Below are 26,203 nucleotides of genomic sequence, written 5' to 3' on the forward strand. Positions count from 1 at the left end.
TTGCGCGTGCCATGAAAATCTGGGCGCCGCGCGGAAAGAGCTCCAGCAAGGTTGCCGGGCGGGGCGGGGTGGTAATGCCGCGTCCGCGTAGCGGGAGTCGCCCCCAGGCACCGGCACGATCCGCAGTCGCGCTGCCATTGGGTGATCCCTGGCTGCTCGGTGCGGCGCTCACGCTGCTGGTGCTGGGGGTGGTGATGGTGAGTTCCGCCTCGCTCAATATCGCCGAGCGCCAGTTTGGCCATCCCTTTTATTACATCATCCGCCAGGTGGCGTTTGTGATGGTGGGCGTGATTGCAGCGGTGCTGGTGGCGCGTACCCGCCTGGTGTATTGGGAGAAGGCGGGCAGCACGCTGCTGCTGGTTGGCATGGTGTTGCTGGCATTGGTGTTGCTGCCGGGAATAGGCAAGGTGATCAACGGTAGTCAGCGTTGGGTCTCCTTGGGATTGTTTAATTTGCAGGCGTCCGAGCCGGTGAAACTATTCGTGGTGGTCTATATCGCCGGTTATCTGGTGCGCCACGGGGCCGAGGTACGTAATTCAATTCTGGGCTTTATCAAGCCAATGCTGTTGCTGACGTTGATCGCGCTGCTGCTATTGCTGGAGCCGGATTTCGGCGCCACCGCGGTCATGTTTGCCACTGCGCTGGGTATGTTGTTCCTGGGCGGCGCGCGTCTTTTGCCATTCGCGGTGCTGATGGCGGGGTTGGCGGTGGCGGTGGTGGGGCTGATTTTTTCGTCGCCGTACCGCATGGCGCGGCTGACGGGTTTTATGAATCCGTGGGCCGATCCGTTCGACAGTGGCTTCCAGTTGACCCAGGCGCTGATCGCCTTCGGGCGCGGCGAGTGGTTTGGCGTGGGGCTGGGCGCGAGTGTGCAGAAATTGTTCTATCTGCCTGAAGCGCACACCGATTTTTTATTTGCAGTGCTGGCTGAAGAGTTGGGCTTGGTAGGTTCATTAATGGTGATCGGTCTGTTTACGCTGCTTGTGGTGCGCGCCTATATCATTGGCCGGATGGCGGAAAAAGCCGGGCACAGCTTCGCGGCCTATCTCGCCTATGGACTTGGGTTGTGGATCGGCTTGCAGGCGATTATCAATATCGGTGTCAACATGGGCGTGCTGCCGACCAAGGGGCTGACCCTGCCACTGATGAGTTACGGCGGCAGCAGTATTGTGGTGATGTGTGTGGCCGTGGCATTGCTGTTGCGTGTCGCGCATGAAACCCGCGCGCACGACCATGCGCGAACCGCTCCTGTGGTGCGTGTTGCGGGAGCCGTGGCGTCATGAGCGTACAGCGGGTTTTGATTATGGCGGGCGGCACCGGCGGACACGTTTTTCCGGCCCTGGCAGTGGCAGACGAGCTGCGCGCGCAAGGGGTTGAGGTGGTGTGGATGGGTACCCGTGCCGGCCTGGAAGCCGAGGTGGTGCCGCGCGCCGGTATCGACATCGAATGGGTGTCGATCAGCGGCCTGCGCGGCAAGGGGCCGCTCAGCCTGCTGCTGGCGCCCTTCAAGCTGATGGTTGCGATGGCGCAATCGCTGGCGATAGTGATGCGTCGCCGTCCGATGGCAGTGTTGGGGATGGGCGGCTTTGTCACCGGCCCCGGCGGGTTTATCACCTGGCTGCTGCGCAAGCCGCTGGTGATCCACGAACAGAATGCCCTCGCTGGGATGACCAACCGTTGGTTGGCGCGGCTGGCGAATAAGGTCCTGGAGGCCTTCCCGGGCACTTTTCCGGGGCGGCGCAAGGCCATCGCCACCGGCAATCCTATACGCGCCGAGATCACCGCGCTGCCGCCGCCGGAGCAACGCCTGGCCGGACGCAGTGGTGTGCTGCGCCTGCTGGTGGTGGGTGGCAGCCTGGGTGCGCAGGTATTCAATCAAACGGTGCCCGATGCCATCAAGGTGATGGAGCCGGGGATACGCCCCGAGGTATGGCATCAGGCGGGAAAAAAGCACATTGAAGCCGCCCGTGAATCTTACCGGCAAGCGGGCGTTGCGGCACGTGTCGACCCGTTCATCGGTGATATGGCAGAGGCCTATGCCTGGGCTGATCTGGTGCTGTGCCGTGCTGGAGCCTTGACGGTGTCGGAGCTGGCCTCGGCGGGCGTGGCATCGATTCTGGTGCCTTATCCGTTCGCGGTGGATGACCATCAGACGCACAACGCGGCGTACCTGGCGGATGCGGGTGCGGCCATATTGGCGCCGCAGCCGCAGCTTACCGCACAGTCTCTGGGTAAACTGCTCGCCGGTTTCTGCGAGGCGCCGGAGCAGGGCAGGCAAAAACTTTTGGATATGGCGCGCATCGCACGGCGTCTGGCGAAGCCGGAATCTACCCGCGTAGTGGCGGCACTGTGTTTGGAGGCGGCGCGAGCATGAGACGCATTAAACGTATTCATTTTGTAGGCATCGGCGGCGCGGGCATGAGCGGCATCGCTGAAGTGCTGCACAACCTTGGCTATCAGGTATCCGGTTCGGATGTCCATGAGAACGCGGCAACGCGTCGCCTGGCAGAACTGGGTGTGACCATCACGCTGGGTCACAGCGCGGAGTGTGTCAACGGGTGCGACGTGGTGGTGACATCCACCGCCGTGCGCGCGGACAATCCCGAGGTGATCGAGGCGCAGCGTCTGCGTATCCCAGTGGTGCCGCGCGCCGAGATGCTCGCCGAACTGATGCGTTTCCGCCAAGGCATTGCAGTGGCGGGTACACACGGGAAAACCACCACCACCAGCCTGGCTGCCAGCCTGCTCGCCGAGGGTGGCCTGGATCCCACTTTCGTGATCGGTGGGCGGCTCAACAGCGCCGGCGCCAACGCCCGTCTCGGCGCGGGTCAATATCTGGTGGCCGAGGCCGACGAGAGCGACGCATCTTTTTTGTATTTACAGCCAATGATCGCCGTGGTGACCAACATCGACGCCGACCATATGGAGACCTACGGTGGCGATTTTGGGCGGCTGCGCCAGACCTTTGTCGAGTTTCTGCACCACCTGCCCTTTTATGGGCTGGCGGTGCTGTGCCTGGATGATCCGGTGGTGCGCCAGATCCTGCCGCAGGTGACACGTCCGGTGATTACCTATGGTATCGGTGAGGACAGCGGCGCGGATATTTTCGCCAGCGATATTCGCCAGGAGCAGGATCGCACCTACTTCACCGTGTCGCGCCCCGGTCAACCCGGCTGGTTGACGGTCACCGCGAATCTGGCAGGCCGCCACAATGTGCTCAACGCCTTGGCGGCGATAGCTATCGCCCATGAGGTGGATGTTGCCGATGACGCGATTTTACGCGGCCTGGCAGGGTTCCAGGGCGTCGGACGGCGTCTCCAGAATTATGGCGAGATCGACACCCCTGCGGGGAGTGTACTAATGATCGACGATTACGGCCATCATCCGCGCGAGGTCGCAGCCGTGGTGCAGGCGATTCGCGCCGGCTGGCCTGAGCGCCGCCTTGTGGTAGCGTTCCAGCCGCATCGCTACACGCGCACCCGCGACCTGTTTGAAGACTTTTCCAAGGTGCTCTCCGAGGTGGACGTACTGGCGTTGGTGGAGGTGTATCCCGCCGGTGAAGCGCCGATTGCCGGGGCCGACGGACGAACACTATGCCGCGCCATCCGGGCGCGCGGCCATGCTGATCCCGTGTTCGTGGAACGCGTTGCTGAGCTGCCGGAAACGCTAGCCGGGCTGCTGCGCAAGGGTGACATTCTGCTCACGCTGGGCGCGGGCGACATCGGTGCAGCGGCGGCGAAATTGCCGCAGCAACTTAAAGACTTGATAGCGTGATGGCCATGCACCAGCCACCGGCCTTGCGTGGCACCCTGCTCCGTGATGAGCCTATGGCGCGCCACACCACTTGGCGCGTGGGTGGCCCGGCCCGGCAGTTTTATCTGCCTGCCGACATCGATGATCTGGCGCTGTTCCTGAGCCAGTTGCCGGAGAACGAACCGCTCTTCTGGGTTGGTCTGGGCAGCAATCTGCTGGTGCGTGACGGCGGTATCGTCGGCACCGTCATCATGATTTCCGGCGCGCTGGGCGGGTTACAGCATGACGGCGTCACTGTGCGCGCCGAGGCGGGCGTGCCTTGCGCCAAAGTGGCTCGTTACTGCGCGCGCCAGGGGCTGGTGGGTATCGAGTTTTTCGCCGGCATCCCCGGCACGGTAGGTGGAGCCTTGGCGATGAACGCAGGTGCCTTCGGTGGCGAGACCTGGCCGCTGGTGGAATCAGTGGAGACCATTGATCACAAGGGCTTGCGTCATATACGCAAGCCGGACGAATACCGCGTCGGCTATCGCAGCGTCACGGGGCCTGCGGGGGAATGGTTCATCGCTGCGAATTTCAGGTTGCAGAGCGGCGACACCGAGGCCAGCCAGGCACGCATCAAAGAATTGCTGGAGCAGCGCAACCGCACCCAGCCGACCAATCAGCCCAGTTGCGGATCTGTGTTCCGCAATCCGCCCGGCGACCATGCGGCGCGGTTGATCGAGGCCAGTGGACTGAAGGGCATGTGCATCGGTGGCGCCTGCGTGTCCGCCAAGCACGCTAATTTCATTGTGAATACCGGCAATGCAACGGCTGCGGACATTGAGGCATTAATCGCGCATGTAGCAGATGTGGTGGAGCGCGATCACAGCATTAGATTAATCCGGGAGGCGCACATCATCGGTGAGCGTCCCCCGTCAAAAGAGGTTTGAGCCATGACGCACAAGACCAATAATCCAGCGGATTTCGGCAAGGTTGCAGTATTGCTGGGCGGCCGCTCCGCCGAACGCGAAGTTTCGCTGATGAGCGGCAACGCCGTGCTTGATGGACTGCGCAGCCGTGGTGTAGATGCCCATCCCTTTGATCCCGCCGAACGTGATCTGGCTGAACTGCGCGGCTATGACCGTGCCTTCATCATATTGCACGGACGCTACGGCGAAGACGGCACCATCCAGGGCGCACTGGAACTCATGGACATTCCTTATACCGGCAGTGGCGTGTTGGCGAGCGCGCTGGCGATGGACAAGTGGCGCACCAAGTTGGTGTGGCAGGCCACAGGCGTTCCCACGCCACGCTATGTCCTGCTGGAGGAAGGGTTCGACCCCGAGGCCGTCGCGCACCAGCTCGGATTGCCGATTTTCGTCAAACCAGCTACCGAGGGATCCAGCATCGGTATCGCCAAAGTGACCCGTGCCGATCAGCTCGTGGAAGCCTGGCGCGTGGCGTCGCAACATGACAGTCTGGTGCTCGCGGAACAGTTTATCGAAGGGCAAGAAGTACAGTTCCCCATCCTGGGCGATCGCGTACTGCCTTCGATCCGTATAGAAACACCGTGCGAATTTTATGATTACCAGGCCAAGTATTTCCGCGACGATACACGCTACTACTGCCCGGGCCTTCCCGCCGAAGAAGAGAGCCGCCTGCACGACGTCGTGCTGCGCGCTTTCCGCGTGCTGGGGTGCCATGGCTGGGCGCGGGTAGACCTCATCATCGACCACCAGGGTAACCCCTATTTTCTGGAGATGAATACCTCGCCCGGCATGACCAGCCACAGCCTGGTGCCGATGGCGGCCCGTGTCGCCGGAATCGAGTTTGACGAACTGGTATGGCAGGTGTTGGAAACAACGCTGCAATCAAGCTAAGGAAAGAGATTTCGAACGATTATGTTCAGCAAACGTCCTAAAACCAATCGACGCATCGAGCCGGTTCAAGCCGACGGCGGTTGGCGAGCGCGCATCAATGCCCGCGTGATCGTCATGGCGGCGCTGGGCGTGATGTTGTGCGGGTTGGCGGCGTGGGGCTGGGTGAAGCTGGATGATCCACGCACCTTGCCAATTGCGGCGGTGAAGGTTGAAGGCCAATTTCACCACCTGAGTACACAACAGTTGCAGCAGGCGGCGTCCGCGTATACGGCGGGAGGGTTTTTCAATGTCGATGTCGACGCAGTCAGGGATGCCGTGCTGCGCTTGCCGTGGGTGAATTCCGTCAGCGTGCGCCGAGTCTGGCCGGATACGCTGCAGATTGCCGTCGTGGAACATCTGCCCGTGGCGCGTTGGGGCAGTGGCGGATTGGTCAACAGCCAGGGCGCGCTGTTCTTTCCGCCTGCGGCGGGTTATCCGGCAGGGTTGCCTGAGTTGCAGGGACCGCAAGGCAGCGAGACTAGGGTCGCCGCGCGTTATCGGGATATCGATAAGACCTTAAGGCCACTCGCGCTGCATGTCAGCCGCGTATCGCTGGATGATCGCCGCTCCTGGCGGATCGAGTTGGATAACAGTGCCCTGCTGGTGTTGGGCCACGTTGCGGACGATGCGCGCCTGACACGTTTCGCACGCATCTATCCGATAGCGCTGGCAGCACGCGCGGCGGATATCGGCGAGGTGGATCTGCGGTACACGAACGGATTTGCGGTGCGCTGGAAGAAAGTATGAAGCGGAATGGCGCAAATGCAGGGTGGGTTAGCGTTTTTTTGCGTAACCCGCCAAGCGTTGCGCAGCAACACAACGGGTTTAATCAGGGGTAAAAGATTTAAATGTCCAAGAAGTCTGACAAAGATTTGATCGTAGGTCTCGATATCGGCACCTCCAAGGTGGTGGCGATTGTGTGCGAGATTACGCCGGAGGGGAGGGTCGATATCATCGGCATCGGCTCGCATCCGTCACGCGGCCTGAAAAAGGGCGTGGTGGTGAATATTGAGTCCACCGTGCAATCCATCCAGCGCGCCGTGGAAGAGGCGGAGCTGATGGCGGGCTGCCAGATTCACTCCGTCTATGCGGGCATCGCGGGCAGTCACATCCGCAGCCTCAATTCGCATGGCATCGTGGCGATACGTGACCAGGAAGTGACGCAGGCCGATGTCGACCGCGTTATCGACGCCGCGCGCGCGGTGGCGATTCCTGCCGACCAGAAGATCCTGCATATCCTGCCGCAGGAATTCATTATCGATCACCAGGAGGGCATCCGCGAGCCCATTGGCATGTCGGGCGTGCGCCTTGAGGCCAAGGTACACATCGTTACCGGCGCGGTGAGCGCGGCGCAGAATATCGAGAAATGCGTGCGGCGCTGCGGTCTTGAGGTAGACGACGTCATCCTCGAGCAGCTCGCCTCCAGCTACGCCGTATTGACAGAAGATGAAAAAGAGCTGGGCGTGTGCCTGGTCGATATTGGCGGCGGTACCACGGACATTGCCATTTTTACCGACGGTGCGATTCGCCATACGGCAGTGATACCCATCGCCGGCGATCAGGTGACCAATGATATTGCCGTGGCGCTGCGCACGCCCACCCAGTTTGCCGAGGACATCAAGATCAAATACGGCTGCGCGCTGCGGCAACTGGCCAGCGTCAATGAAACCATCGAAGTGCCCGGCGTCGGAGAGCGCCCATCGCGCCGTCTGGCGCGCCAGACCTTGGCCGAAGTGATTGAGCCGCGCTATGAAGAATTGTTGAGCCTGGTTCAGGCCGAACTGCGGCGTAGCGGATTTGAAGGCCTGATTGCCGCCGGCATTGTGCTGACTGGCGGCACGTCCAAGATGGAAGGCGTGGTCGAGCTCGCCGAGGAAATTTTCCACATGCCGGTACGCCTGGGGGTTCCGCAAAATGTCGTGGGGTTGGTGGATGTGGTGCGCAATCCGATTCATGCCACGGGTGTCGGACTGCTGCTGTTCGGTTGCCAGCAGCGCCATGGGCGTGGCAGTGAAGCGAAGGTGAAAGAGGGCGTCAAGAACATGTGGGAAAGGATGAGGGGCTGGTTTCAGGGGAGTTTTTAGTTTCAAGGGTGTGGCCACGGAGTTTTCGGTGTCTCTGTGGTAATGACAGTTCATTTGGCGGGCTATTTAGGAGATAAGATCATGTTTGAATTAATGGATGCATACAGTCAAAACGCAGTAATCAAGGTTATCGGTGTGGGTGGCGGTGGCGGTAATGCTGTTGAGCATATGGTGGTGGCGAGCATCGATGGCGTCGATTTCATCTGCGCCAATACCGACGCGCAGGCGCTGAAAAAATCCTCGGCGCGCACCGTGCTGCAACTGGGCGGCAGCATGACCAAAGGGCTGGGCGCGGGCGCCAATCCCGATGTCGGCAGACAGGCGGCGCTGGAAGATCGTGACCGTATCATGGAGCTGATCGAAGGGACCGACATGCTGTTTATCACCGCGGGCATGGGCGGCGGCACCGGCACCGGCGCTGCGCCTATCGTGGCACAGATTGCAAGGGAAATGGGTATCCTGACTGTGGCAGTGGTGACCAAGCCGTTCCCCTTCGAAGGCGCCAAGCGCATGAAGGTAGCGCAAGCCGGTATCAAGGAGCTGGCGCAACATGTCGATTCGTTGATCACTATCCCCAACGAAAAACTGCTCTCCGTGCTGGGCAAGGGCGTATCCCTGCTCGATGCCTTCAAGTCGGCGAACAACGTCTTGTTGGGCGCTGTGCAGGGCATCGCGGAGCTGATAACACGCCCCGGCCTGATCAACGTCGACTTTGCCGACGTGCGCACCGTGATGTCCGAGATGGGCATGGGCATGATGGGCTCGGGTTCCGCCAGCGGCGCTGATCGCGCAAGACGCGCCGCCGAGGCCGCCGTTGCCAGCCCGCTACTGGAAGACATCAATCTGTCCGGCGCACGCGGCATCCTGGTGAACGTCACTGCCGGCCTGGACATGTCCATTGGTGAATTTGAAGAGGTCGGCAATATCATCAAAGAGTTTGCCTCGGAGAACGCCACCGTGGTGGTGGGCACGGTGATCGATCCTGATATGGTGGCTGGCGAGCTGCGTGTCACCGTAGTTGCAACCGGGCTGGGCGGACGCGAGGAAATTACCGAAAAGCCGGTCAAGCTGGTTTACCAGAGTGTCGCCGGACTAAGCGCCGGGCACAACAGTGCGCAGAGCGGCTATTCCAGCGACCAAAATGCTGGATTTGGCATGGGCGACATTGATTACGGCAAGCTGGACCGTCCGACAGTAATGCGCAACCAGGCCGTGTCCGGGCGTCATGCGCAGGCGATCAATCTGGACTCCAATCTGGATTACCTGGATATCCCTGCGTTTCTGCGCCGGCAGGCGGATTGACGGGCTGCACTGGCCGGAGTACCGGCCAGTAGCCAGGGTTGTTTTTACTAGGCAGGGCTTCTTGCGCTGTGATAACATGACGCCAAAGAAGGTTTGCGGTGTCCCTCCATGATGGTGGGGCAGGGTAGGCTATCGTGTATGGATATCGTGGTATTGTTAGCATGATCAAGCAGCGCACATTAAAGAACGTCATCAGGGCCACAGGTGTTGGTTTGCACACCGGCGAAAAGGTTTATCTGACACTTCGTCCTGCCGCTGCCGATGCGGGCATCGTGTTTCGCCGCGTGGATCTTGATCCGCCGGTGGAAATCCACGCCTCCCCGGACAACGTCGGCGATACCCGTTTATCCACAACGCTGGGTAGCGGTGCTGCGTCTGTTTCCACCGTGGAGCATCTGTTGTCGGCGCTGGCGGGTCTGGGGATCGACAATGCCTATATCGACATCAGCGCGCCTGAGGTGCCAATCATGGATGGCAGTGCCGGCCCCTTTGTGTTCCTCATCCAGTCGGCTGGCGTGGTAGAGCAGAATGCGCCCAAGCGCTTTATTCGCATCAAGGAGTCCGTGCTTGTTCAGGATGGCGACAAGTGGGCCCGCTTCGATCCTTTTGATGGCTTTAAGGTTTCGTTCAGCATTGACTTCGACCACCCCGCCTTCAAGGGGCGTCCTCAAGAGGTGGTTGTGGATTTCTCCACGACCTCGTTTGTCAAGGAAGTCAGCCGGGCCCGCACCTTCGGTTTTATGCGCGACATAGAGATGCTGCGCAAAAACAAGCTGGCATTGGGTGGCAGCCCCGATAACGCGATTGTCGTGGATGACTACCGCATCCTCAACGAAGATGGCCTGCGTTACGAGGACGAATTCGTCAAGCACAAGGTGCTGGACGCCGTGGGCGACCTCTACTTGCTGGGGCACAGCCTGATCGGCGCGTTCAGCGGCTACAAGTCGGGGCACCAATTGAACAATCGTCTGTTGCGCGCGCTGATGGCCAACGAAAAGGCCTGGGAACTGGTGACTTTTGAAGAAGGCAACAAGTCCGCACCCATATCATTCCTGCAGCCGGTGACGGCGGGTTGAGCAATTGATTTAGCGTTGTTTTCCATGCCGCGCCAGACGGTGCAGTGCGGCCTGGAGTCTGGGGTGGGCGATGGCATCGGCCATACTGTCAAGCAGGCTGGCGGTGTCCCCGGACATGTGCGCGCGCCTTGGTTTTTCTGCCGGGGCAGCGGCTATGCTGGCGGGCCTGACCTTGATGTCGATGCCGCGCAGGTGCTGTAGGGCCGGTTGCTTTTGCAGTTGTGCAAGCATGACGGGCACGCTATAACGCAGCTTCAGCGCCCAAGCGGATGAGTCGGCATGCAATACCAGCGTATCACCCCGGATGTTTGCCACCTGGCAGTGCTGATTTAGCGGCGGTGGAAGCTGGCTGCGCAAGGCGTGGTTCAACTGCTCTAGCCGCTTGGCGCGGGCGAGTAGCGGCTGGAGTATGTCATGGCTTCCCGCCAGCAGACCGGCTATGCGTTTAGGTGTCTTGATTGGCATGTTTTTTAATGATTGCGATGTAAACGAAAACATAATATAGACTGGGAGCCTTTATCCTAGGAGTCTACCTAAGTCAGACAGACTTCTAGCTCCTTTCCCCATCCTCCGATTTCTGAATTGATTATCCCATGGTCACCAAATTCCTGAGCAAAATTTTTGGCAGCCGCAATGAGCGGCTCATAAAAGCCATGCAAAGCACTGTGGCGCGCATCAACGCGCTTGAGCCTCAGTATACGGTCCTGTCCGATGACGCGTTGCGCGCCAAGACCGAAGAGTTTCGGCAGCGGCTTGCCAAGGGCGAGGCTCTTGACGCCTTGTTGCCGGAAGCCTTCGCCACGGTGCGCGAGGCGGGCAAGCGTGTCATGAACATGCGTCACTTCGACGTGCAATTAGTCGGCGGCATGACGCTGCACGATGGCAAGATTGCCGAGATGCGCACTGGCGAGGGTAAAACCCTGGTCGGGACACTTCCTGTCTACCTGAATGCCTTGGCTGGCAATGGCGTGCATGTGGTGACGGTCAATGATTACCTGGCGCGCCGCGACTCCGCCTGGATGGGCAGGCTCTATAGTTTCCTGGGGTTGACCACGGGCGTAATTCTCTCCGGGCAGGATTCCGCCACCAAGCGCGAGGCGTATGCGGCGGACATCACCTACGGTACCAATAACGAGTTCGGATTTGACTATCTGCGCGACAACATGGCGTTCAGCCCCGCCGACCGCGTGCAGCGTCCCCTGCATTATGCGGTGATTGACGAGGTCGATTCGATCCTGATCGACGAGGCACGCACGCCGTTGATCATCTCCGGCCCTGCCGAAGACAGCTCGGATATGTACAAAAAGATTAATGTGCTTATTCCCAAGCTGACCAAGCAGGACGTGGAGGAAGGGCCGGGCGACTATTCCGTGGACGAAAAGGCGCGGCAGGTCTATCTCACCGAGGAAGGTCACGCGCAGGCCGAGGAATTGTTACTGAAGGCCGGACTGCTGGAGGAAGGCGAGAGTCTGTACGACGCCGCCAACATCAGTCTGATGCACCACCTGAATGCGGCCTTGCGCGCGCATGTGCTCTACCACCGCGATGTCGAATACATCGTGCGGGACGGTGAGGTGATCATCGTCGACGAATTCACGGGCCGCATCATGCCGGGGCGCCGCTGGTCAGATGGGTTGCACCAGGCGGTAGAAGCGAAGGAAGGCGTGTCAATCCAGAATGAGAATCAGACGCTGGCATCGATTACCTTCCAGAACTATTTCCGGCTTTATAACAAACTGGCGGGCATGACCGGCACGGCGGATACCGAGGCCTATGAATTCCAGCAGATCTATGGTCTGGAGGTGGTGGTCATCCCCACCAATCGGCCCATGATCCGCAAGGATCATGGCGATCTGATTTATCTTACCGCCAAGGAAAAGTTTACCGCGATCATTGAAGATATCAAAGGATGCCGGGAGCGTGGCCAGCCGGTGCTGGTGGGTACGGCCTCAATTGAGTCATCCGAGCACCTGTCGCGCCTGCTCACCGAGCAAAAAATCAAGCATGAGGTGCTCAACGCCAAGCAGCATGACCGCGAGGCGGAGATCATAGCCCAGGCCGGGCGTCCGGGTGGAGTGACCATCGCTACCAATATGGCGGGCCGCGGTACCGACATCGTGCTGGGCGGTAGTCTTGAGGCGGAGATTGCCGCGCTGAAAGAGCCCGATGAACAAACTGTGCAGCGGCTGCGCGATGAATGGCAGAAGCGCCATGACCAGGTGCTGGCGCTGGGCGGGTTGCACATTATCGGCACCGAGCGTCACGAGTCGCGGCGCATCGACAACCAGTTGCGCGGCCGTTCGGGACGGCAGGGCGATGCCGGTTCGACGCGCTTTTACCTGTCGCTGGAAGATAACCTGATGCGCATTTTCGCCTCTGACCGCGTATCCGCGATCATGCAGAAACTGGGCATGGAGGAAGGCGAGGCGATTGAGCATCCCTGGGTCAGCAAGGCGATAGAAAACGCCCAGCGCAAGGTGGAAGGGCACAACTTCGATATCCGCAAGCAATTGCTGGAATACGACGATGTCGCCAACGATCAGCGCAAGGTGATTTATGAGCAGCGCAACCACCTGATGGAGTCCGATGATGTGTCCGAAACCATTGCCGCGATACGCGGCGATGTGATGGAGGCCTTGATCAGTCAGTACATTCCGCCGCACAGCCTTGACGAGCAGTGGGATATCCCCGGTTTGCAAGATGCGCTGGAGGCTGAGTTCAGCCTGAAGCTTGATATCGCGGGATGGCTGCATGCCGACGAAAACCTGCACGAAGAGACGCTGCGCGAGCGCATTCGCGATGAGGTGGAAAAGGCCTATGCCGCCAAGGAAGCCGAGGCGGGCAGCCCCGTGATGCGCCACTTTGAAAAGGCGGTGATGCTGCAAGTGCTGGATACGCACTGGAAGGATCACCTGGCGGCGATGGATCACCTTCGCCAGGGTATCCATCTGCGCGGCTATGCCCAGAAAAATCCCAAACAGGAGTACAAGCGCGAAGCCTTCGAGATGTTTGGCATGATGCTGGGCAACATCAAGCGCGAGGTGATTAGCATCCTCTCCAGGGTACAGATTCGCGCCGAGGAAGATGTGCAGGCCGTCGAAGAGCAGCGCCGCTCGCATGTCCCCATGCATTTTGAGCATGCGCAGGTGAGCGCCATGGCTGTGGATGGGGCAGACGAAGTAGCGATAGGTGAGGATCAGCACACCCCTGTCGTACGCGAAGGCCGTAAGGTCGGACGTAACGAACCTTGCCCGTGCGGCTCGGGTCAGAAGTATAAAAATTGTCATGGGAAGCTGGTGTAATCCATTTCATGTTTTGACTCCCCCTCTCCCGCTTTGCGGGAGAGGGCAGGGGAGAGGGCCGGAGGGCAAAATAGTGGCGGTAGGATTGACAGGTTTGCCAGAGATGCATCCGGTAGCAGGCATCCGCCTCGGCACGGCATGCGCAGGTATCAAAAAGCCAGGGCGGCGTGATCTGGTGGTGGTGGAGCTGGCAGAGGGCGCGCGTTGCGCCGCCGTGTTCACGCGCAACGCCTTCTGCGCCGCGCCGGTGATCGTGGCCCGCAATCATCTTGCTACCGCCCGCTACCTGCTGGTCAACACCGGCAACGCCAATGCCGGCACTGGCGAACAGGGCATGCGTGACGCTCTGGCCTGTTGCGCCGCGCTGGCGCAACAGGTCGGGTGTGTGCCCGAGTCCGTCCTGCCATTTTCCACCGGCGTGATCGGCGAGCCCTTACCGGTGCAGCGCATCGCTGCTGGGTTGCCCGAGGCCTGCGCAAATCTGAATGAGGCGGGCTGGGACGATGCCGCCCACGGCATCATGACCACCGACACTGTGCCCAAGGGCGCGTCGCGCCACCTGCTAATAGACGGGCAGGCAGTCACCGTCACCGGTATCGCCAAAGGCTCGGGCATGATCCGTCCCGACATGGCCACCATGCTCGCCTTTGTCGCCACCGATGCGGCCTGTGATCCCGTGCTTTTGCAGCAATGCCTAAACGAAGCGGTGGCAGTGTCATTTAACCGCATCACCGTGGACGGCGACACCTCCACCAACGACGCATGCGTGCTGATCGCCACAGGGAAAAGCACGCTCGCGCCCATTGCCAGCACATCCAGTGCTGCCTATAAGCTGCTGTGCGCGGCAGTTGCCGAGGTTTGCACTGAGCTTGCGCAGGCCATCATCCGTGATGGCGAAGGCGCTACCAAGCTGATCACTGTCGACGTGCAAGAGGGCGGGAGCATTGATGAGTGCGCGCTGGTGGCCTATGCCGTCGCCCATTCTCCTTTGGTCAAAACCGCATTCTTTGCCAGCGACCCCAACTGGGGCCGCATCCTCGCTGCCGTGGGCCGCGCCGGGCTCGCTGGCCTGGATGTTGGACGAATCTCTATCTATCTTGATGAAGTCTGTATCGTCCGCAACGGCGGCCGCGCGCCTGAATACCGTGAGGAACTGGGGCAGCAGGTGATGAAGCGTGACGAAATCACCGTGCGAATCCACCTTGGCCGTGGTACACATCACGACAGGGTGTGGACCTGTGATTTCTCCTATGACTACGTGCGGATTAACGCGGAATACCGGACCTGATAAAATCGTTTCAGTGGGTGGACTTTGCTATGTTGGAGAGAATTGGCATAAGGAATTCGTAATAAGTACTCAGGCAGTTGTAGCCCCGATGCCGATACCTTCGACGGCCGGGGAGATATATCGAAGGCAAGACCATTACCAATGAAAAACTGCCGTCCGCATGGTAGTCGCTTGATTGTCCTGATTTTACAAACGGCTCTGTGCTGGTTATCATCCTTGTCCCGTGACTGATACCTCATTTCCCGCCAGCCGTTTCCTTTCTCCCCGTTACTGGCCGCTCTGGATAGGCTTCGGTATTACGTGGTCCCTGGCCCGGCTGCCATATGCCTGGTTGATGCGCGCGGGTCGCATGCTGGGCAGGTTGCTGCTGGCGCTGCCCGGGCATCGGCGGCATGTCGCCTCCGTCAATCTGGCGCTGTGTTTCCCGGAGTTGACCGATGCTCAGCGCTACGACCTGCTTCGCAGGCACTTCGAGTCGCTGGGCATGGGTATGATGGAGATTGTGCTGTCCTGGTGGGCGTCGCCCGCGCGATTGCGTCCTCTGGCGCATGTGGAAGGGGTGGAACATCTCGATATGGCACTGAATGAGGGACGGGGGGTGATCCTGCTCATGGCGCACTTTACCACCGTGGAAATTGCCACAACATTATTGGCCATGCGCGTGCCGCTGTATGCCACCTACCGCCCGCATAACAATGCGTTGTTTGAAGAGGTGATGCGCCGTGCGCGCCAGCGGCACGGCTCGGTCATTGATCATGGCAACATCCGCGCCATGCTGCGCGCGCTCAAGAACAACAAGGCGGTGTGGTATTCACCCGACCAGGATTATTCGGGCAACCATAGTGTCTTTGTGCCCTTCTTCGGTGTGTCGGCAGCGACCATGACAGCAACGGCGGAGCTGGCGCGTCTTGGCAACGCATCGGTGATTCCGATCTTTCCCGAGCGCCTGCCGGGTGACCAGGGTTACCGGATTACCTTGCAGCCCGCATTAGAGAATTTCCCCAGCGGTGACGCTGAGAAGGATACCGCGCGCATCAACGCGCTTTTTGAGGCGCAGGTGCGCCTCATCCCTGAGCAGTATTTGTGGGTGCATCGCCGGTTCAAGTCACGGCCAACGGGCAGCAAGGGCGTCTATTGATGTCTTTGGAATAACATCTGCTTTGCCAAAGATATATAATGCTGTCTGGCAAGCCAATAACCCCATGAATCATCAAAAAAACATGCGTATCGAGATACCCTCCTTTGAGTCCGGCCGCATTCTGGTTGTCGGCGATATAATGCTGGACCGCTACTGGCACGGCCCCGTCTCGCGCATTTCTCCTGAAGCCCCGGTGCCGATAGTGCGCGTGGAGCAGGTGGAGGAGCGTCCCGGAGGGGCGGGTAACGTGGCGCTGAATATCGCCGCGTTGGGGGGGCGTGTGCTAGTGCTCAGTCTGACCGGCGCGGATGCGGCGGCAGAGGCGCTTGAGCAGCGCCTGGGCGCGGCCGGTGTGGAATGCCTGTTCCAGCGTCAGCCTGGTTTGGCCACCACCACCAAGCTGCGCGTAATGAGCCAGCATCAGCAACTTATCCGCCTGGATTTCGAGGATGCCGCCCAGGATGTTGACGCTACGTTGCTGCTGGAACACTTCCTCCGTCACTTGCCGGATGCCGATGTCGTGGTTTTGTCCGACTACGGCAAGGGCGCCCTGCGCCAGGCGCGGCAACTGATCAGCGCCGCCCGCGCAGCCGGAAAACCGGTGTTGGTGGACCCAAAAGGCAAGGATTTCAGCCTGTATCATGGCGCCACTCTTATTACGCCCAATCTGTCGGAATTTGAGACTGTCGTCGGACATTGCCGTGACGAGCGCGAACTGGTGGATAAGGGGCAGGCGCTGATGGCGGCGCACGACTTTGGCGCATTGCTGATCACGCGCGGTGAGCATGGCATGACCTTGCTGCGCCAGGATATGATCAAGGGGGGCGCCGAGGAGCTGCATCTGCCTGCACAGGCGCGCGAGGTTTACGATGTCACCGGTGCGGGCGATACCGTGATTTCGGTGCTGGCGGCTGCGCTTGCAGCAGGGCAGGATCTCGGTACGGCGACAGCGCTCGCCAATCTGGCGGCGGGGATCGTCGTCGGCAAGCTGGGCACTGCCACCGTCAGCGTACCGGAACTGCGGCGCGCCTTGCGCGATGGTCAGGCGCCGGGGCGGGGTGTGATGACGGAGGAGCAACTCCTGATCGCGGTACAGGATGCGCGCGCGCATGGCGAGACTGTAGTGATGACCAATGGTTGTTTCGATATCCTGCATGCGGGCCATGTGGCCTATCTGGAGCAGGCGCGACGCCTCGGCGACCACCTGATCGTGGCCGTCAACGATGACGCCTCGGTGCAGCGCCTGAAGGGTGCCGGGCGCCCGGTGAATTCCCTGGAACGGCGCATGGCGGTGCTGGCGGGCCTGGCTTCTGTGAGCTGGGTAGTGCCGTTTTCCGAAGATACCCCGGAGCGCCTGATTTGCGGGGTTGTGCCCGATTGTCTGGTAAAGGGTGGCGACTACCGTGCTGAAGAGGTGGCTGGCTACGGCTGCGTCACCGCCAATGGCGGACAGGTGCTGATACTTCATTATGAAGAAGGCTGTTCGACTACCAATATTATCGAAACCATCCGCAAGGAACGAGGAGATTCACAGTGATTATTGTGACTGGTGGCGCCGGCTTTATTGGAAGCAATCTGGTCAGGGCGCTCAATGCGCGTGGCCGGAGTGATGTGCTGGTGGTGGATAATCTCAGCAATGGCGTGAAATTCAAAAATCTCGCCGATTGCGAAATCATGGATTACCTGGACAAGGAAGACTTTCTGGCCAAAGTGGCGACGGGGCATGAACTTGCTGCGCCAGTGGAGGCCGTGTTTCACCTCGGCGCCTGCTCATCCACCACGGAGTGGGACGGACGCTATATGATGCGTAATAATTACGAGTACTCCAAGGCGTTGTTGCACTATTGCCTGGATCGACGCTTTCCTTTTGTGTATGCCTCGTCGGCATCTGTCTATGGTGGCGGGCTGGTGTTCCGCGAGGAGCGCCAGCATGAGGCGCCACTCAACGTCTACGGCTACTCAAAGTTTTTGTTCGATCAATATGTACGTCTCCTCCCGCGCCCTGCAAGCCAGGTGGTGGGGCTGCGTTACTTCAACGTCTATGGCCCGCGTGAGCAGCATAAGGGTTCGATGGCCAGCGTCGCCTACCACTTCAATAACCAGTTGCTGGCGGAAGGGCGGATCAAGTTGTTTGAGGGTTGTGATGGCTACGGCAATGGCGAGCAGCGCCGCGATTTCGTCTATGTCGAGGATGTTTGTGCCGCCAAGTTATGGTTTTTGGACCACCCGGACTATTCGGGTATCTTCAATCTCGGCACCGGCCGCAGTCAAACCTTTAACGATGTTGCGCGCGCCGTCGTTTCCTGGCATGGCCGGGGAGAGATCGAATACATTCCCTTCCCTGAAAAACTGCGCGGCTGTTATCAGAGCTTTACCGAAGCGGATATCGGCGCGTTGCGCGCGGCGGGTTACGATGGATCTTTTAAAACGGTTGACGAAGGCGTGCGCGAATACCTGCAGTGGCTGAACGCATGATGACGCACATCGAAAGACTCAAAAGAAACCTGATTGCCTCCATTGCGGCGAAGCAGGAATTTCTTGGCAACGCCGCGCAGCTTGAGATCTTTGGCCGGGCGGTAGAGGTGGTGGTCAATGCCTACCGGAACGGCGGACGCCTCTATATCGCCGGTAACGGCGGATCCGCTGCCGATGCCCAGCACCTGGCGGCCGAATTTGTCGTCAGGCTCAGCAAGGATCGTCCATCCATGCCCGCCGAGGCGCTCACTGTGGACAGCTCAATCCTGACCGCCATTGGCAACGACTATGGGTATGACGAGGTGTTTGCACGGCAGGTTGCCGGCAAGATGCGTGATCACGATGTTTTCCTGGCCCTCACCACCTCGGGACGCTCGTCCAATATCCTGCGAGCGCTTGAACAGTGCCGGGCGATGAACCTTCCGAGTATCGCGTTCTGCGGCAGGGATGGTGGCCAGGCCAAGACAATGGCTGATCACTGCGTTGTGGCAAACGGCACGAGCACCAGTACCATTCAGGAGTTGCACATCGTGCTGGCACATTCCCTCTGCGAGAGCGTCGAAGCCGCGCTCTTTGGTGAATGATTTTTGATTCAACCTGGGCAATAAAGAAACCTCATGCAGCGACGCGCCATTTTCATTGACCGTGACGGCACCATCAACGTCGAGAAGAACTACCTCTTCAAGTTCGAGGACTGGGAGTGGATTCCCGGCGCCGTTGACGCGATTCGCATGTTTAATGAAGCGGGATTCCTCGTGATCGTCATTTCCAATCAGGCCGGTGTTGCGCGGGGTTTTTACGGCGCTGACGATATCGAAAAACTGCACGCATCGGTGACACGCGTATTGGAAAGTAAAAACGTAAAGGTCGACGGTTATTATTATTGCCCCCATCATCCGGAATTTGGCGATAACCGGGAATGTGACTGTCGCAAACCCGCCCCTGGGATGATACTGGAGGCCCAGCGGGATTGGGACATAGACCTCGCTCATTCTTATATGATCGGCGATAAAGCCAGCGATATCGAAGCTGCCCTGGCCGCGGGTGTCCATCCTGTCATGGTCGCCACAGGGTATGGCTCCAATGAACGTAACTTGATTGATAGCCGGGTACCTTATGTTGCGGATTTGTTAGCTGCGGCAAGGTTTATATTAAGCAATGAATGCTCGATCCACTCTGCGTGACGCCATAGGCTTCACGATCCTTCATGAATCCGCTTAACATCACGCTGGTGCGCCAACGCTATACTCCTCACGGGGGCGCGGAGCGCTTCGTGGCGCGCGCGCTGGGTGCATTGAGGGCGCAAGGAGTAGAAGTAACACTGATTACGCGAAAATGGCAAGCACAAGAAGGTGTCAGTGTGCTGCCATGCAATCCTTTCTATATGGGGAGACTTTGGCGTGATTGGGGATTTGCCCGGCGCGTCTGTAAAACACTGCAAAGCGTGACAGGGAGCCTTGTACAGTCCCATGAGCGTATCGCGTGTTGCGATATTTACCGAGCAGGTGACGGCGTGCACAGTGAATGGCTCAAGCAATGGGTGCGCGTCATATCCCTGTCGCGTCGCCTACAGTTATGGTTGAGTCCTTATCACCGTTATGTGCTCTCCGCCGAGCGCCGTTTGTTTTCAAGCCCGCGTTTGCGGATGGTGATATGCAACTCCATGATGGTCAAGCGTGAGATCCAGGAAAATTTCGGACTGCCAGACCATAAGATCGAAGTGATCTATAGCGGAGTTGACACGCAAACTTTTCACCCGAATCTGAAGGTGCTTCATCGTAATACGCTACGCGAGTGCTACGCCATCCCCGAAGCGGCCACAGTGTTTCTTTTTGTAGGTTCTGGATTCGCACGTAAGGGTCTGGGAGCGCTGTTGCAGGCCATGTCGAGACTGCCTTTAGACAGCCACCTGGTGGTGGTTGGCAAGGACAAAAATACCAAACACTACCAACTGCAAAGTAAGCGTTTGGGAATAGAGCAGCGGGTACATTTCATGGGGCCGCAGGCCGATGTCACGCCGTTTTACGGTGCGGCGGATGCGTTGGTATTGCCGACACTTTATGATCCCTTCCCTAACGTCGCGCTTGAAGCCATGGCTTCTGGTCTGCCATTGATTACCAGTTTCAAATCCGGCGCCGCCGATTTGATTATTGACGGCCGCAACGGCTATGTCTGCGATGCCTTGGATATCGACAGCCTGGTAAGTTCAATGCGCAAAATGTTATCCCGTGAGACAGCAGCGGCGATGGGCGCTGCAGCACAGGTGTCAGTGGCTTCCCTGACCCTGGAAAACATGGGAAACCGCTTGATCGCACTGTATCAACGGTTATTGTCAAACGATGCCTCTCAGCCTGTGCTGGCAGAAACCATTCCAGTCTCTGTGGATTGAGAGCCTATCCGTGAATAAATCATCCCTTGCAACAAGCACACTACACTCAGCATTTCTTGCCCTACGCAAAACCGGCCTCCGTCGCAGGGATGATTTATTCACGGATAGGCTCTAAGCCTTATGTCCAGTCGCCTTGCTGTCCGACAGATCACTTTCGCCCTGGCTGGCTGGCATACCCTGTTGAATCCACGGCGCCGTCCCAGCACGACGCCCCGGCGCATTCTGGTCGCCCAGGATCTATTGTTGGGCGACACTTTGATGCTTACCCCGCTGCTGGCAAAGTTGCGCCTGCGCCATCCAGAGGCCGAGATCGTGATGACAACGTCTCGTGCCATGTTTCCCTTGTATGAAAAGCATCCCTATGGCGTGATCGCCGCCCACTATGATGAGCGTGATGTAAGTAGCTTGTGGCGCTTACATGAAACGTCAGGTTACGACATGGCGATTGTGCCCGCCCACAATCGCCATAGCTGGCTGGCGCGCGCCTTGGATGCGCGTTGGATTGTTGCGCATGCCGGTGACCGGCCTGCCTATAAAAATTGGCCTGTCGATGAATTGATTCCCTATCCCGATACACCTGCCTCATTGGGCGACATGTTCACTACCATGATTCCTGGCGCACCACCGCCTCCCTATGACAGCGCACAATGGCCGGCGCCTCACGCTGAACCTTTCACTCTACCGGGTCAACCTTACTGCGTGCTGCATGTGGGCGCCAGCAATGTTATCAAGTTGTGGGCGCCGGAGCGCTGGCTCGCGCTTGCGGACAGGCTTGCCGAGCGCGGATATCAGGTGGTTTGGAGCGGTGGACGAGGCGAGCAAATTCATGTTGATGCTATTGATCCACAGCACCGTTACATCTCTTATGCCGGGCGTCTGGATCTGGCGCAGCTCTGGCACTTGCTTGACGGTGCCAGTTTGCTGGTATGTCCAGATACCGGCGTAGCGCATCTGGGGCGTATTGTCGGCACACCAACCGTGACGCTCTTCGGGCCAGGTTCACCTCTGATTTGCGGCAAAGGTGAGTTCTGGAAAAATGCACGTTATGAAGCCGTGATCATCGATGATGTTGCATGCCGTGATGGGAGCCTGCTATTTAACCGGCAAGTTGCCTGGGCGCACTTTTGCAGCCGGAACCCGCAGCAATGCGCCAAACCTGTCTGCATGGAAGCAATTGATCTATCGGCCGTATGGAATGCGGTGATGAAGGTGACGGCAACCTCATGAGAAACTTGTTACCTTGTGGCTTGTCGTATTATGCAAGGCCGCGTGACTATCCCAAACGCGCAATATGAGACAGTAAGCCATGTGTGGTATTGCAGGATTTTTCGGGCGCCGGACTGTTTCAAACCAGGTAGTCGAACAGGTGTTGAGCGTTTTACGGCGCCGGGGGCCGGATGCGCAGCATACAGTCCATTGGGATGCTCAATGGCAGCGGAGTGATCAGCCGGTAACCAACGCGCTGCTTCACGCACGCTTGTCGATCATGGACCCGCGCCCCGAGGCCGATCAGCCCATGTCTAATGATGGCGGCGACATTTGGATTTGCTATAACGGTGAAGTTTATGACTGGCAAGAAGATGCCGATGCACTGCGCCGTCAGGGCGTAACATTCCGCACGCGGTCGGATACGGAGTTTATTTTAAGGGCGTACGAAGCATGGGGGATGGATTTCATCTCCCGGCTGCGCGGGATGTTTGCCATAGTCATTATGGATCTGCGCCAGAAAAAGGTGATGCTGATCCGGGATAGGATGGGCTTGAAGCCATTGGTGTACTACCATCAGGACGGAGAGCTGGCGTTTGGCTCTACGGTGCGTGCGGTGTTGCCTTATGTGCCAACCCACTTACGCCAATTCTCCCTGGAATCCATCGATGCCTATCTTGCTCATCGCTATATCCCCGCACCGCATACGATATTCAAACACATATCGCGCCTGGAAAACGGCCATTATCTGAACTTTGATTTAGATACCAGGGAGCTGACCAAGCATTGCTATTGGCAAGCAGCGCCGGAAGGGCGCGATCACCTCAAGGTGCTTGATGATGCCATCAAGATACGTACGGTTGCTGATCGTCCGCTGGGGTTGTTCTTGAGCGGCGGGATTGACTCCAGTGTGTTGGCCGCCCGCCTCTCCGCGCTCGGCTATCGTGACATTCATTCCTATACGGCGGCCTTTCCCGGCAGCGATATGGATGAGAGCGAGCAGGCGAAGGCTGTGGCCTGCATGACTGGAATCCCGTGCCACGCCATCAATATTCCCGAGAAGATAGCTGGCGATTTCGAACAAATCATTGCCGACCTGGATGAACCCTTTGCCGATCCCAGCAGCTTTCCCATGTGGTATCTTGCGCGCGAAACCGCACAGCATGTGAAAGTTGTGCTCAGTGGCGATGGTGGTGATGAGCTATTGGCGGGCTATAAGCGGTACGGCAAACATCTGCGTACTGCGTGGCGCTCTGGCATAAGCCTGCCATTTCTTCCGTTGCGCCCCATGCTCGACAGCAAAGGCATGGCCAAACTGGCAACGGAACTGCGGATGAGCTGGCTGGAAGCCTACAGTCTGCGCTTCTCTGGTTTTACTCCAAACCAGAGGCAGTATCTGCAGCCACAATACAAGCTGCCTCGCGCTGTCTACTGGCGCATGAATGGCGACCCGCAGCCGTCTCCCTTGCATGCGCTGATCGATATCGATTTAAAAAACTATTTGCCGGAGTACATACTTCGCAAATCAGACTTATGCACGATGGCGCACGGCCTTGAGCTGCGTGCACCCTTGCTGGACCATCGGTGGTATCAAACGCTGCTAACCGTTTCTGACGGGCAACGCTTCACATTTCCTCCCAAACTGCTGTTGAAACCGGCTTGTGCGCCTTGTGATGCGCTGGGATTGTTCGATCAAAAAAAACGTGGATTTAATCCGCCATTGGGGCGATGGCTAAAAAAAGATCTGGCACAGCGGTGTTCCGGTCTTGGTGAAAGATTGTCCTTGTTGACGGAGGGCCAGCTAGCCCAAGGTGCGATCAATAATGCGGTGGATTATTATCAACAGGGCGCAAATCACATGGCCGAGCAAGTGTTACAATTACTTATACTGGATGAATCCTTGCGGCAGTTGGATGTGCTGCGAAAAATACTGATATAACCACGGTGGTGCGCCCGGCAAGATGCGGAGCATGCCGAATCTGACGCGATATACAAATAGACCATGCAGTCACAGCCAAGCGCATTAACATCGTTTAAGAATTTCCTGATACTGTTCCCCGCTGGCTTGCTACTGTTCATTTTGCCGTTTGCCCGCGCCCACACGCCGCGTTTGATCGCGTTGCTCTGTGCGGGGATTGCGGTTGCCATAGTGTGGCGCAAGTGCGCGCCGCCGCCCATACCGCTCAAAATCCCTTTTTTACTCTGGATTGTAGTGGCGTTCATGTCACTGCTATGGGCAAACAACCCAGGCTATTCATTAGGCGAAATCAGAAACGAAATAGGCTATGGCTTAGTCACCTTCCTGACTTTTTACTGCCTGACCGGCACGCGCCGGGAGCGGGACCTCTGGACGGTTGTTCTGATGGCCGGGTTGGTCGTGATGTCTGCATTTGCGCTGTTTTATCATGGGCAGCATGGCGGCTGGTTCACCGAAGGGGCGCAAGGCGGGGTCGGTGGTTATAGCACCTATCTTATTACCATTCTGCCGGTCGTTGCCGTGATACTTGCCCAAACCCCGTTGGGAAAATTCCCTGGGAATTTCCTTTGGTTGCTTGTCCCGGCAGTGTTGATTACAGGGTATTTGACACTCAATCGCGCCTTCTGGCCGACGGTGGGTGTGGAAATTATCAGTTTTTCGCTGCTGCTGTGGGGCGCCAAGAGCCACTTCAAACCCAGCAGATGGATGCTTGTGGCAATGATTGCGCTGGTCGGACTGGCCAGTTTTCAGTTCATTAATGTAGCCAAGCAAAAATCGTCTCCGGATATGAGTGCGCCTGCGCTGATGGGCTTTTTGTCCAAGGATGTCCGGCTGGAGCTTTGGCAATATTCCGCCGATTTGATTGCCCAGCATCCTTTGACGGGGGTCGGCTTCGGTAAGAGGGCCGCCCAGGATATACTCGAGAAACAGTTTCGCCCTGGACTCGATCACAGCCACAATCTGTTCGTCAATTATGCGCTACAGATGGGTCTGCCTGGCCTGGCTGTGATCGTGCTGTTATTTTTGGCGGTGATGCGTGAGTTCTGGCGTCTGTATCGTTCATCGGAAAGCGATTTGGTTTTGATAGGCATCGGCGGTATCGTCCTGGTGCTTGGGGTCATCACCAAAAACATGACCGACGACTTCTTTTTTCGGGAAAGCGCCTTGTTGTTCTGGGCCATCGTCGGCATAGCGCTGGGTTATGGCAAGCGCCGGTTACGGCAAAGCTCCCAGTCGTCTGGAAGGCAGACCCATGAGTTGAGTTTTTCATGACCGACCAGTCTCCGCTCAAATTTCTGGTCGTCCGGCGCGACAATATCGGCGATCTGGTATGCACTACACCAATGTTTTCCGCACTTAGACAACACTTTCCGCGGGCGCGGATTTGTGCTCTCGTCAACAGCTACAATGTTCAAGTGTTGGATCATAATCCAGATGTGGACGAGGTCTTCGCCTATACCAAAGCCAAGCATGTAACGTCCACCATCAGTGTTGCCAGAAGCTATTGGGATAGGGCGCGGCTGCTTGCCAAGTTGCGGGGTTATCATTTCGACTACGCAATACTGCCGGGCTCGAATTTCACCAAGCATGCGCTGCGCCTGGCACGGTTTACCAAACCCAGGCACATTATTGGCTATGCCGAACCGTCACAGGCGCGGCATATCGACATGGCGCTTCCTCCTCCCGAGCCCGACGTGCACGAAATGGAATGCGTCTACCGCCTCCTCGCCCCGCTGGGGATTGTGGGCCCGCCGCTGCCCCAGCGTGTCATCCCCGACCCGGCGGGTGTAGCCAAGGTCCGCGCAGCGCTGCAACAACGCGGCTGGACATCCTCTTCTGTCATTGCTATTCATATCAGCACGCGTAGACCCAGCAACCGCTGGTCGGAGCAGCATTTCATCGCCTTGATTCGGGCGCTCTGGAATAGTTACGGCACGCCCTTCATGCTGTTCTGGTCACCGGGGGATGTCTCTAATCCGCAGCATCCCGGAGACGATGCCAAGGCAGATGCGATCATGCGCGCGTTGACGGATGTGCCGATTATGGCGTGGCCCACACATGAGTTGAGCGAGTTGATTTCGGGCCTGTCGGTATGCAGTGAGTTGATATGCAGCGATGGCGGTGCGATGCACCTGGCATCGGGCCTGGGCAAGCCCATTCTGTGTTTCTTCGGCGATACCCCATCCGTACGCTGGCATCCGTGGGGTGTGCCCTATGTGTTGCTACAGCCGGAAAGCCTGAATGCAAATGATATTTCCGTGGATGAAGCGGTTGCCGCGTTTCAACGATTGAAATCGTTGCGGGGATAGTGCTG

General features: G+C 58.4%; 22 protein-coding genes. 21 read left to right on the forward strand and 1 reads right to left on the reverse strand.

Annotated elements, in window-relative coordinates:
- The first annotated feature begins 74 nt into the window (after positions 1-74).
- From ftsW to lpxC, 9 genes are all read left to right on the forward strand, one after another.
- A complete protein-coding gene (ftsW, locus tag M3A44_15715) occupies positions 75-1,283 on the forward strand; it encodes a putative lipid II flippase FtsW (protein ID MEQ6343046.1) in 1,209 nt (402 codons plus the stop codon).
- Positions 1,280-2,374: an undecaprenyldiphospho-muramoylpentapeptide beta-N-acetylglucosaminyltransferase gene (gene murG, locus M3A44_15720; GenBank protein ID MEQ6343047.1), complete on the forward strand. Its 1,095-nt coding sequence runs from the start codon at positions 1,280-1,282 to the stop codon at positions 2,372-2,374. The genes ftsW and murG overlap by 4 nt, the downstream gene beginning before the upstream one ends.
- Positions 2,371-3,774 carry a UDP-N-acetylmuramate--L-alanine ligase gene (gene murC, locus M3A44_15725; protein MEQ6343048.1) on the forward strand — a complete coding sequence of 468 codons (1,404 nt, stop codon included), beginning with the start codon at positions 2,371-2,373 and terminating at the stop codon, positions 3,772-3,774. The genes murG and murC overlap by 4 nt, the downstream gene beginning before the upstream one ends.
- Positions 3,774-4,682: a UDP-N-acetylmuramate dehydrogenase gene (murB, locus tag M3A44_15730; protein MEQ6343049.1), complete on the forward strand. Its 909-nt coding sequence runs from the start codon at positions 3,774-3,776 to the stop codon at positions 4,680-4,682. The genes murC and murB overlap by 1 nt, the downstream gene beginning before the upstream one ends.
- Before the next feature lie 3 nt (positions 4,683-4,685).
- Positions 4,686-5,612 carry a D-alanine--D-alanine ligase gene (locus tag M3A44_15735; protein MEQ6343050.1) on the forward strand — a complete coding sequence of 309 codons (927 nt, stop codon included), beginning with the start codon at positions 4,686-4,688 and terminating at the stop codon, positions 5,610-5,612.
- Positions 5,613-5,633: 21 nt separating this feature from the next.
- On the forward strand, positions 5,634-6,398 hold the full coding sequence (locus M3A44_15740; GenBank protein ID MEQ6343051.1) for a cell division protein FtsQ/DivIB: 765 nt from the start codon (positions 5,634-5,636) through the stop codon (positions 6,396-6,398).
- A gap of 101 nt (positions 6,399-6,499) precedes the next feature.
- Positions 6,500-7,735, forward strand: coding sequence for a cell division protein FtsA (gene ftsA, locus M3A44_15745; protein ID MEQ6343052.1), 1,236 nt, complete (start codon positions 6,500-6,502; stop codon positions 7,733-7,735).
- Between the two features lie 81 nt (positions 7,736-7,816).
- Positions 7,817-9,037 (forward strand): cell division protein FtsZ, encoded by a 1,221-nt coding sequence (gene ftsZ, locus M3A44_15750; GenBank protein MEQ6343053.1) that lies wholly within the window; start codon positions 7,817-7,819, stop codon positions 9,035-9,037.
- Between the two features lie 161 nt (positions 9,038-9,198).
- Entirely contained in the window at positions 9,199-10,113 is a 915-nt protein-coding gene (gene lpxC, locus M3A44_15755; GenBank protein MEQ6343054.1) for a UDP-3-O-acyl-N-acetylglucosamine deacetylase, read from the forward strand.
- Between the two features lie 9 nt (positions 10,114-10,122).
- Here lpxC and M3A44_15760 read toward each other — a convergent pair whose 3' ends face one another.
- Positions 10,123-10,578 (reverse strand): DUF721 domain-containing protein, encoded by a 456-nt coding sequence (locus M3A44_15760; GenBank protein MEQ6343055.1) that lies wholly within the window; start codon positions 10,576-10,578, stop codon positions 10,123-10,125.
- Positions 10,579-10,706: 128 nt separating this feature from the next.
- On the opposite strand from M3A44_15760, the gene secA reads away from it, so the two are divergent.
- From secA to M3A44_15820, 12 genes are all read left to right on the forward strand, one after another.
- Entirely contained in the window at positions 10,707-13,415 is a 2,709-nt protein-coding gene (gene secA, locus M3A44_15765; protein ID MEQ6343056.1) for a preprotein translocase subunit SecA, read from the forward strand.
- A 73-nt stretch (positions 13,416-13,488) separates the two neighbouring features.
- Positions 13,489-14,703: a bifunctional glutamate N-acetyltransferase/amino-acid acetyltransferase ArgJ gene (gene argJ / locus M3A44_15770; GenBank protein MEQ6343057.1), complete on the forward strand. Its 1,215-nt coding sequence runs from the start codon at positions 13,489-13,491 to the stop codon at positions 14,701-14,703.
- A gap of 223 nt (positions 14,704-14,926) precedes the next feature.
- Positions 14,927-15,841, forward strand: coding sequence for an LpxL/LpxP family Kdo(2)-lipid IV(A) lauroyl/palmitoleoyl acyltransferase (gene lpxL / locus M3A44_15775; GenBank protein MEQ6343058.1), 915 nt, complete (start codon positions 14,927-14,929; stop codon positions 15,839-15,841).
- 82 nt (positions 15,842-15,923) lie between these two features.
- Positions 15,924-17,378: a bifunctional D-glycero-beta-D-manno-heptose-7-phosphate kinase/D-glycero-beta-D-manno-heptose 1-phosphate adenylyltransferase HldE gene (gene hldE / locus M3A44_15780; GenBank protein ID MEQ6343059.1), complete on the forward strand. Its 1,455-nt coding sequence runs from the start codon at positions 15,924-15,926 to the stop codon at positions 17,376-17,378.
- The gene (gene rfaD, locus M3A44_15785; protein MEQ6343060.1) at positions 17,375-18,316 is read left to right on the forward strand and encodes an ADP-glyceromanno-heptose 6-epimerase; all 942 of its coding nucleotides are present in this window, start codon (positions 17,375-17,377) and stop codon (positions 18,314-18,316) included. The genes hldE and rfaD overlap by 4 nt, the downstream gene beginning before the upstream one ends.
- Positions 18,313-18,900: an SIS domain-containing protein gene (locus M3A44_15790; GenBank protein MEQ6343061.1), complete on the forward strand. Its 588-nt coding sequence runs from the start codon at positions 18,313-18,315 to the stop codon at positions 18,898-18,900. The genes rfaD and M3A44_15790 overlap by 4 nt, the downstream gene beginning before the upstream one ends.
- 33 nt (positions 18,901-18,933) lie before the next feature.
- Positions 18,934-19,500 carry a D-glycero-beta-D-manno-heptose 1,7-bisphosphate 7-phosphatase gene (gmhB, locus tag M3A44_15795; GenBank protein ID MEQ6343062.1) on the forward strand — a complete coding sequence of 189 codons (567 nt, stop codon included), beginning with the start codon at positions 18,934-18,936 and terminating at the stop codon, positions 19,498-19,500.
- Positions 19,501-19,523: 23 nt separating this feature from the next.
- The gene (locus tag M3A44_15800; protein MEQ6343063.1) at positions 19,524-20,705 is read left to right on the forward strand and encodes a glycosyltransferase family 4 protein; all 1,182 of its coding nucleotides are present in this window, start codon (positions 19,524-19,526) and stop codon (positions 20,703-20,705) included.
- A 120-nt stretch (positions 20,706-20,825) separates the two neighbouring features.
- Positions 20,826-21,932, forward strand: coding sequence for a glycosyltransferase family 9 protein (locus tag M3A44_15805; protein MEQ6343064.1), 1,107 nt, complete (start codon positions 20,826-20,828; stop codon positions 21,930-21,932).
- A gap of 79 nt (positions 21,933-22,011) precedes the next feature.
- Positions 22,012-23,850, forward strand: coding sequence for an asparagine synthase (glutamine-hydrolyzing) (gene asnB, locus M3A44_15810; GenBank protein MEQ6343065.1), 1,839 nt, complete (start codon positions 22,012-22,014; stop codon positions 23,848-23,850).
- A 63-nt stretch (positions 23,851-23,913) separates the two neighbouring features.
- The gene (locus M3A44_15815) at positions 23,914-25,161 is read left to right on the forward strand and encodes an O-antigen ligase family protein (GenBank protein ID MEQ6343066.1); all 1,248 of its coding nucleotides are present in this window, start codon (positions 23,914-23,916) and stop codon (positions 25,159-25,161) included.
- The gene (locus M3A44_15820) at positions 25,158-26,198 is read left to right on the forward strand and encodes a glycosyltransferase family 9 protein (GenBank protein ID MEQ6343067.1); all 1,041 of its coding nucleotides are present in this window, start codon (positions 25,158-25,160) and stop codon (positions 26,196-26,198) included. Before M3A44_15815 ends, M3A44_15820 begins: the two co-directional genes overlap by 4 nt.
- Positions 26,199-26,203: the final 5 nt, after the last annotated feature.

This window comes from Gammaproteobacteria bacterium (genome assembly GCA_040183005.1).
Taxonomy (GTDB): Bacteria; Pseudomonadota; Gammaproteobacteria.

Coding starts and splice junctions, on each gene's coding strand:
- gmhB (MEQ6343062.1), top strand. CDS start 18,934: ATGCAGCGACGCGCCATTTTCATTGACCGTGACGGCACCATCAACGTC.
- ftsA (MEQ6343052.1), top strand. CDS start 6,500: ATGTCCAAGAAGTCTGACAAAGATTTGATCGTAGGTCTCGATATCGGC.
- ftsZ (MEQ6343053.1), top strand. CDS start 7,817: ATGTTTGAATTAATGGATGCATACAGTCAAAACGCAGTAATCAAGGTT.
- M3A44_15760 (MEQ6343055.1), bottom strand. CDS start 10,578: ATGCCAATCAAGACACCTAAACGCATAGCCGGTCTGCTGGCGGGAAGC.
- secA (MEQ6343056.1), top strand. CDS start 10,707: ATGGTCACCAAATTCCTGAGCAAAATTTTTGGCAGCCGCAATGAGCGG.
- M3A44_15815 (MEQ6343066.1), top strand. CDS start 23,914: ATGCAGTCACAGCCAAGCGCATTAACATCGTTTAAGAATTTCCTGATA.
- M3A44_15805 (MEQ6343064.1), top strand. CDS start 20,826: ATGTCCAGTCGCCTTGCTGTCCGACAGATCACTTTCGCCCTGGCTGGC.
- M3A44_15735 (MEQ6343050.1), top strand. CDS start 4,686: ATGACGCACAAGACCAATAATCCAGCGGATTTCGGCAAGGTTGCAGTA.
- murC (MEQ6343048.1), top strand. CDS start 2,371: ATGAGACGCATTAAACGTATTCATTTTGTAGGCATCGGCGGCGCGGGC.
- murG (MEQ6343047.1), top strand. CDS start 1,280: ATGAGCGTACAGCGGGTTTTGATTATGGCGGGCGGCACCGGCGGACAC.
- M3A44_15800 (MEQ6343063.1), top strand. CDS start 19,524: ATGAATCCGCTTAACATCACGCTGGTGCGCCAACGCTATACTCCTCAC.
- lpxC (MEQ6343054.1), top strand. CDS start 9,199: ATGATCAAGCAGCGCACATTAAAGAACGTCATCAGGGCCACAGGTGTT.
- asnB (MEQ6343065.1), top strand. CDS start 22,012: ATGTGTGGTATTGCAGGATTTTTCGGGCGCCGGACTGTTTCAAACCAG.
- M3A44_15740 (MEQ6343051.1), top strand. CDS start 5,634: ATGTTCAGCAAACGTCCTAAAACCAATCGACGCATCGAGCCGGTTCAA.
- M3A44_15820 (MEQ6343067.1), top strand. CDS start 25,158: ATGACCGACCAGTCTCCGCTCAAATTTCTGGTCGTCCGGCGCGACAAT.
- ftsW (MEQ6343046.1), top strand. CDS start 75: ATGCCGCGTCCGCGTAGCGGGAGTCGCCCCCAGGCACCGGCACGATCC.
- hldE (MEQ6343059.1), top strand. CDS start 15,924: ATGCGTATCGAGATACCCTCCTTTGAGTCCGGCCGCATTCTGGTTGTC.
- murB (MEQ6343049.1), top strand. CDS start 3,774: ATGGCCATGCACCAGCCACCGGCCTTGCGTGGCACCCTGCTCCGTGAT.
- M3A44_15790 (MEQ6343061.1), top strand. CDS start 18,313: ATGATGACGCACATCGAAAGACTCAAAAGAAACCTGATTGCCTCCATT.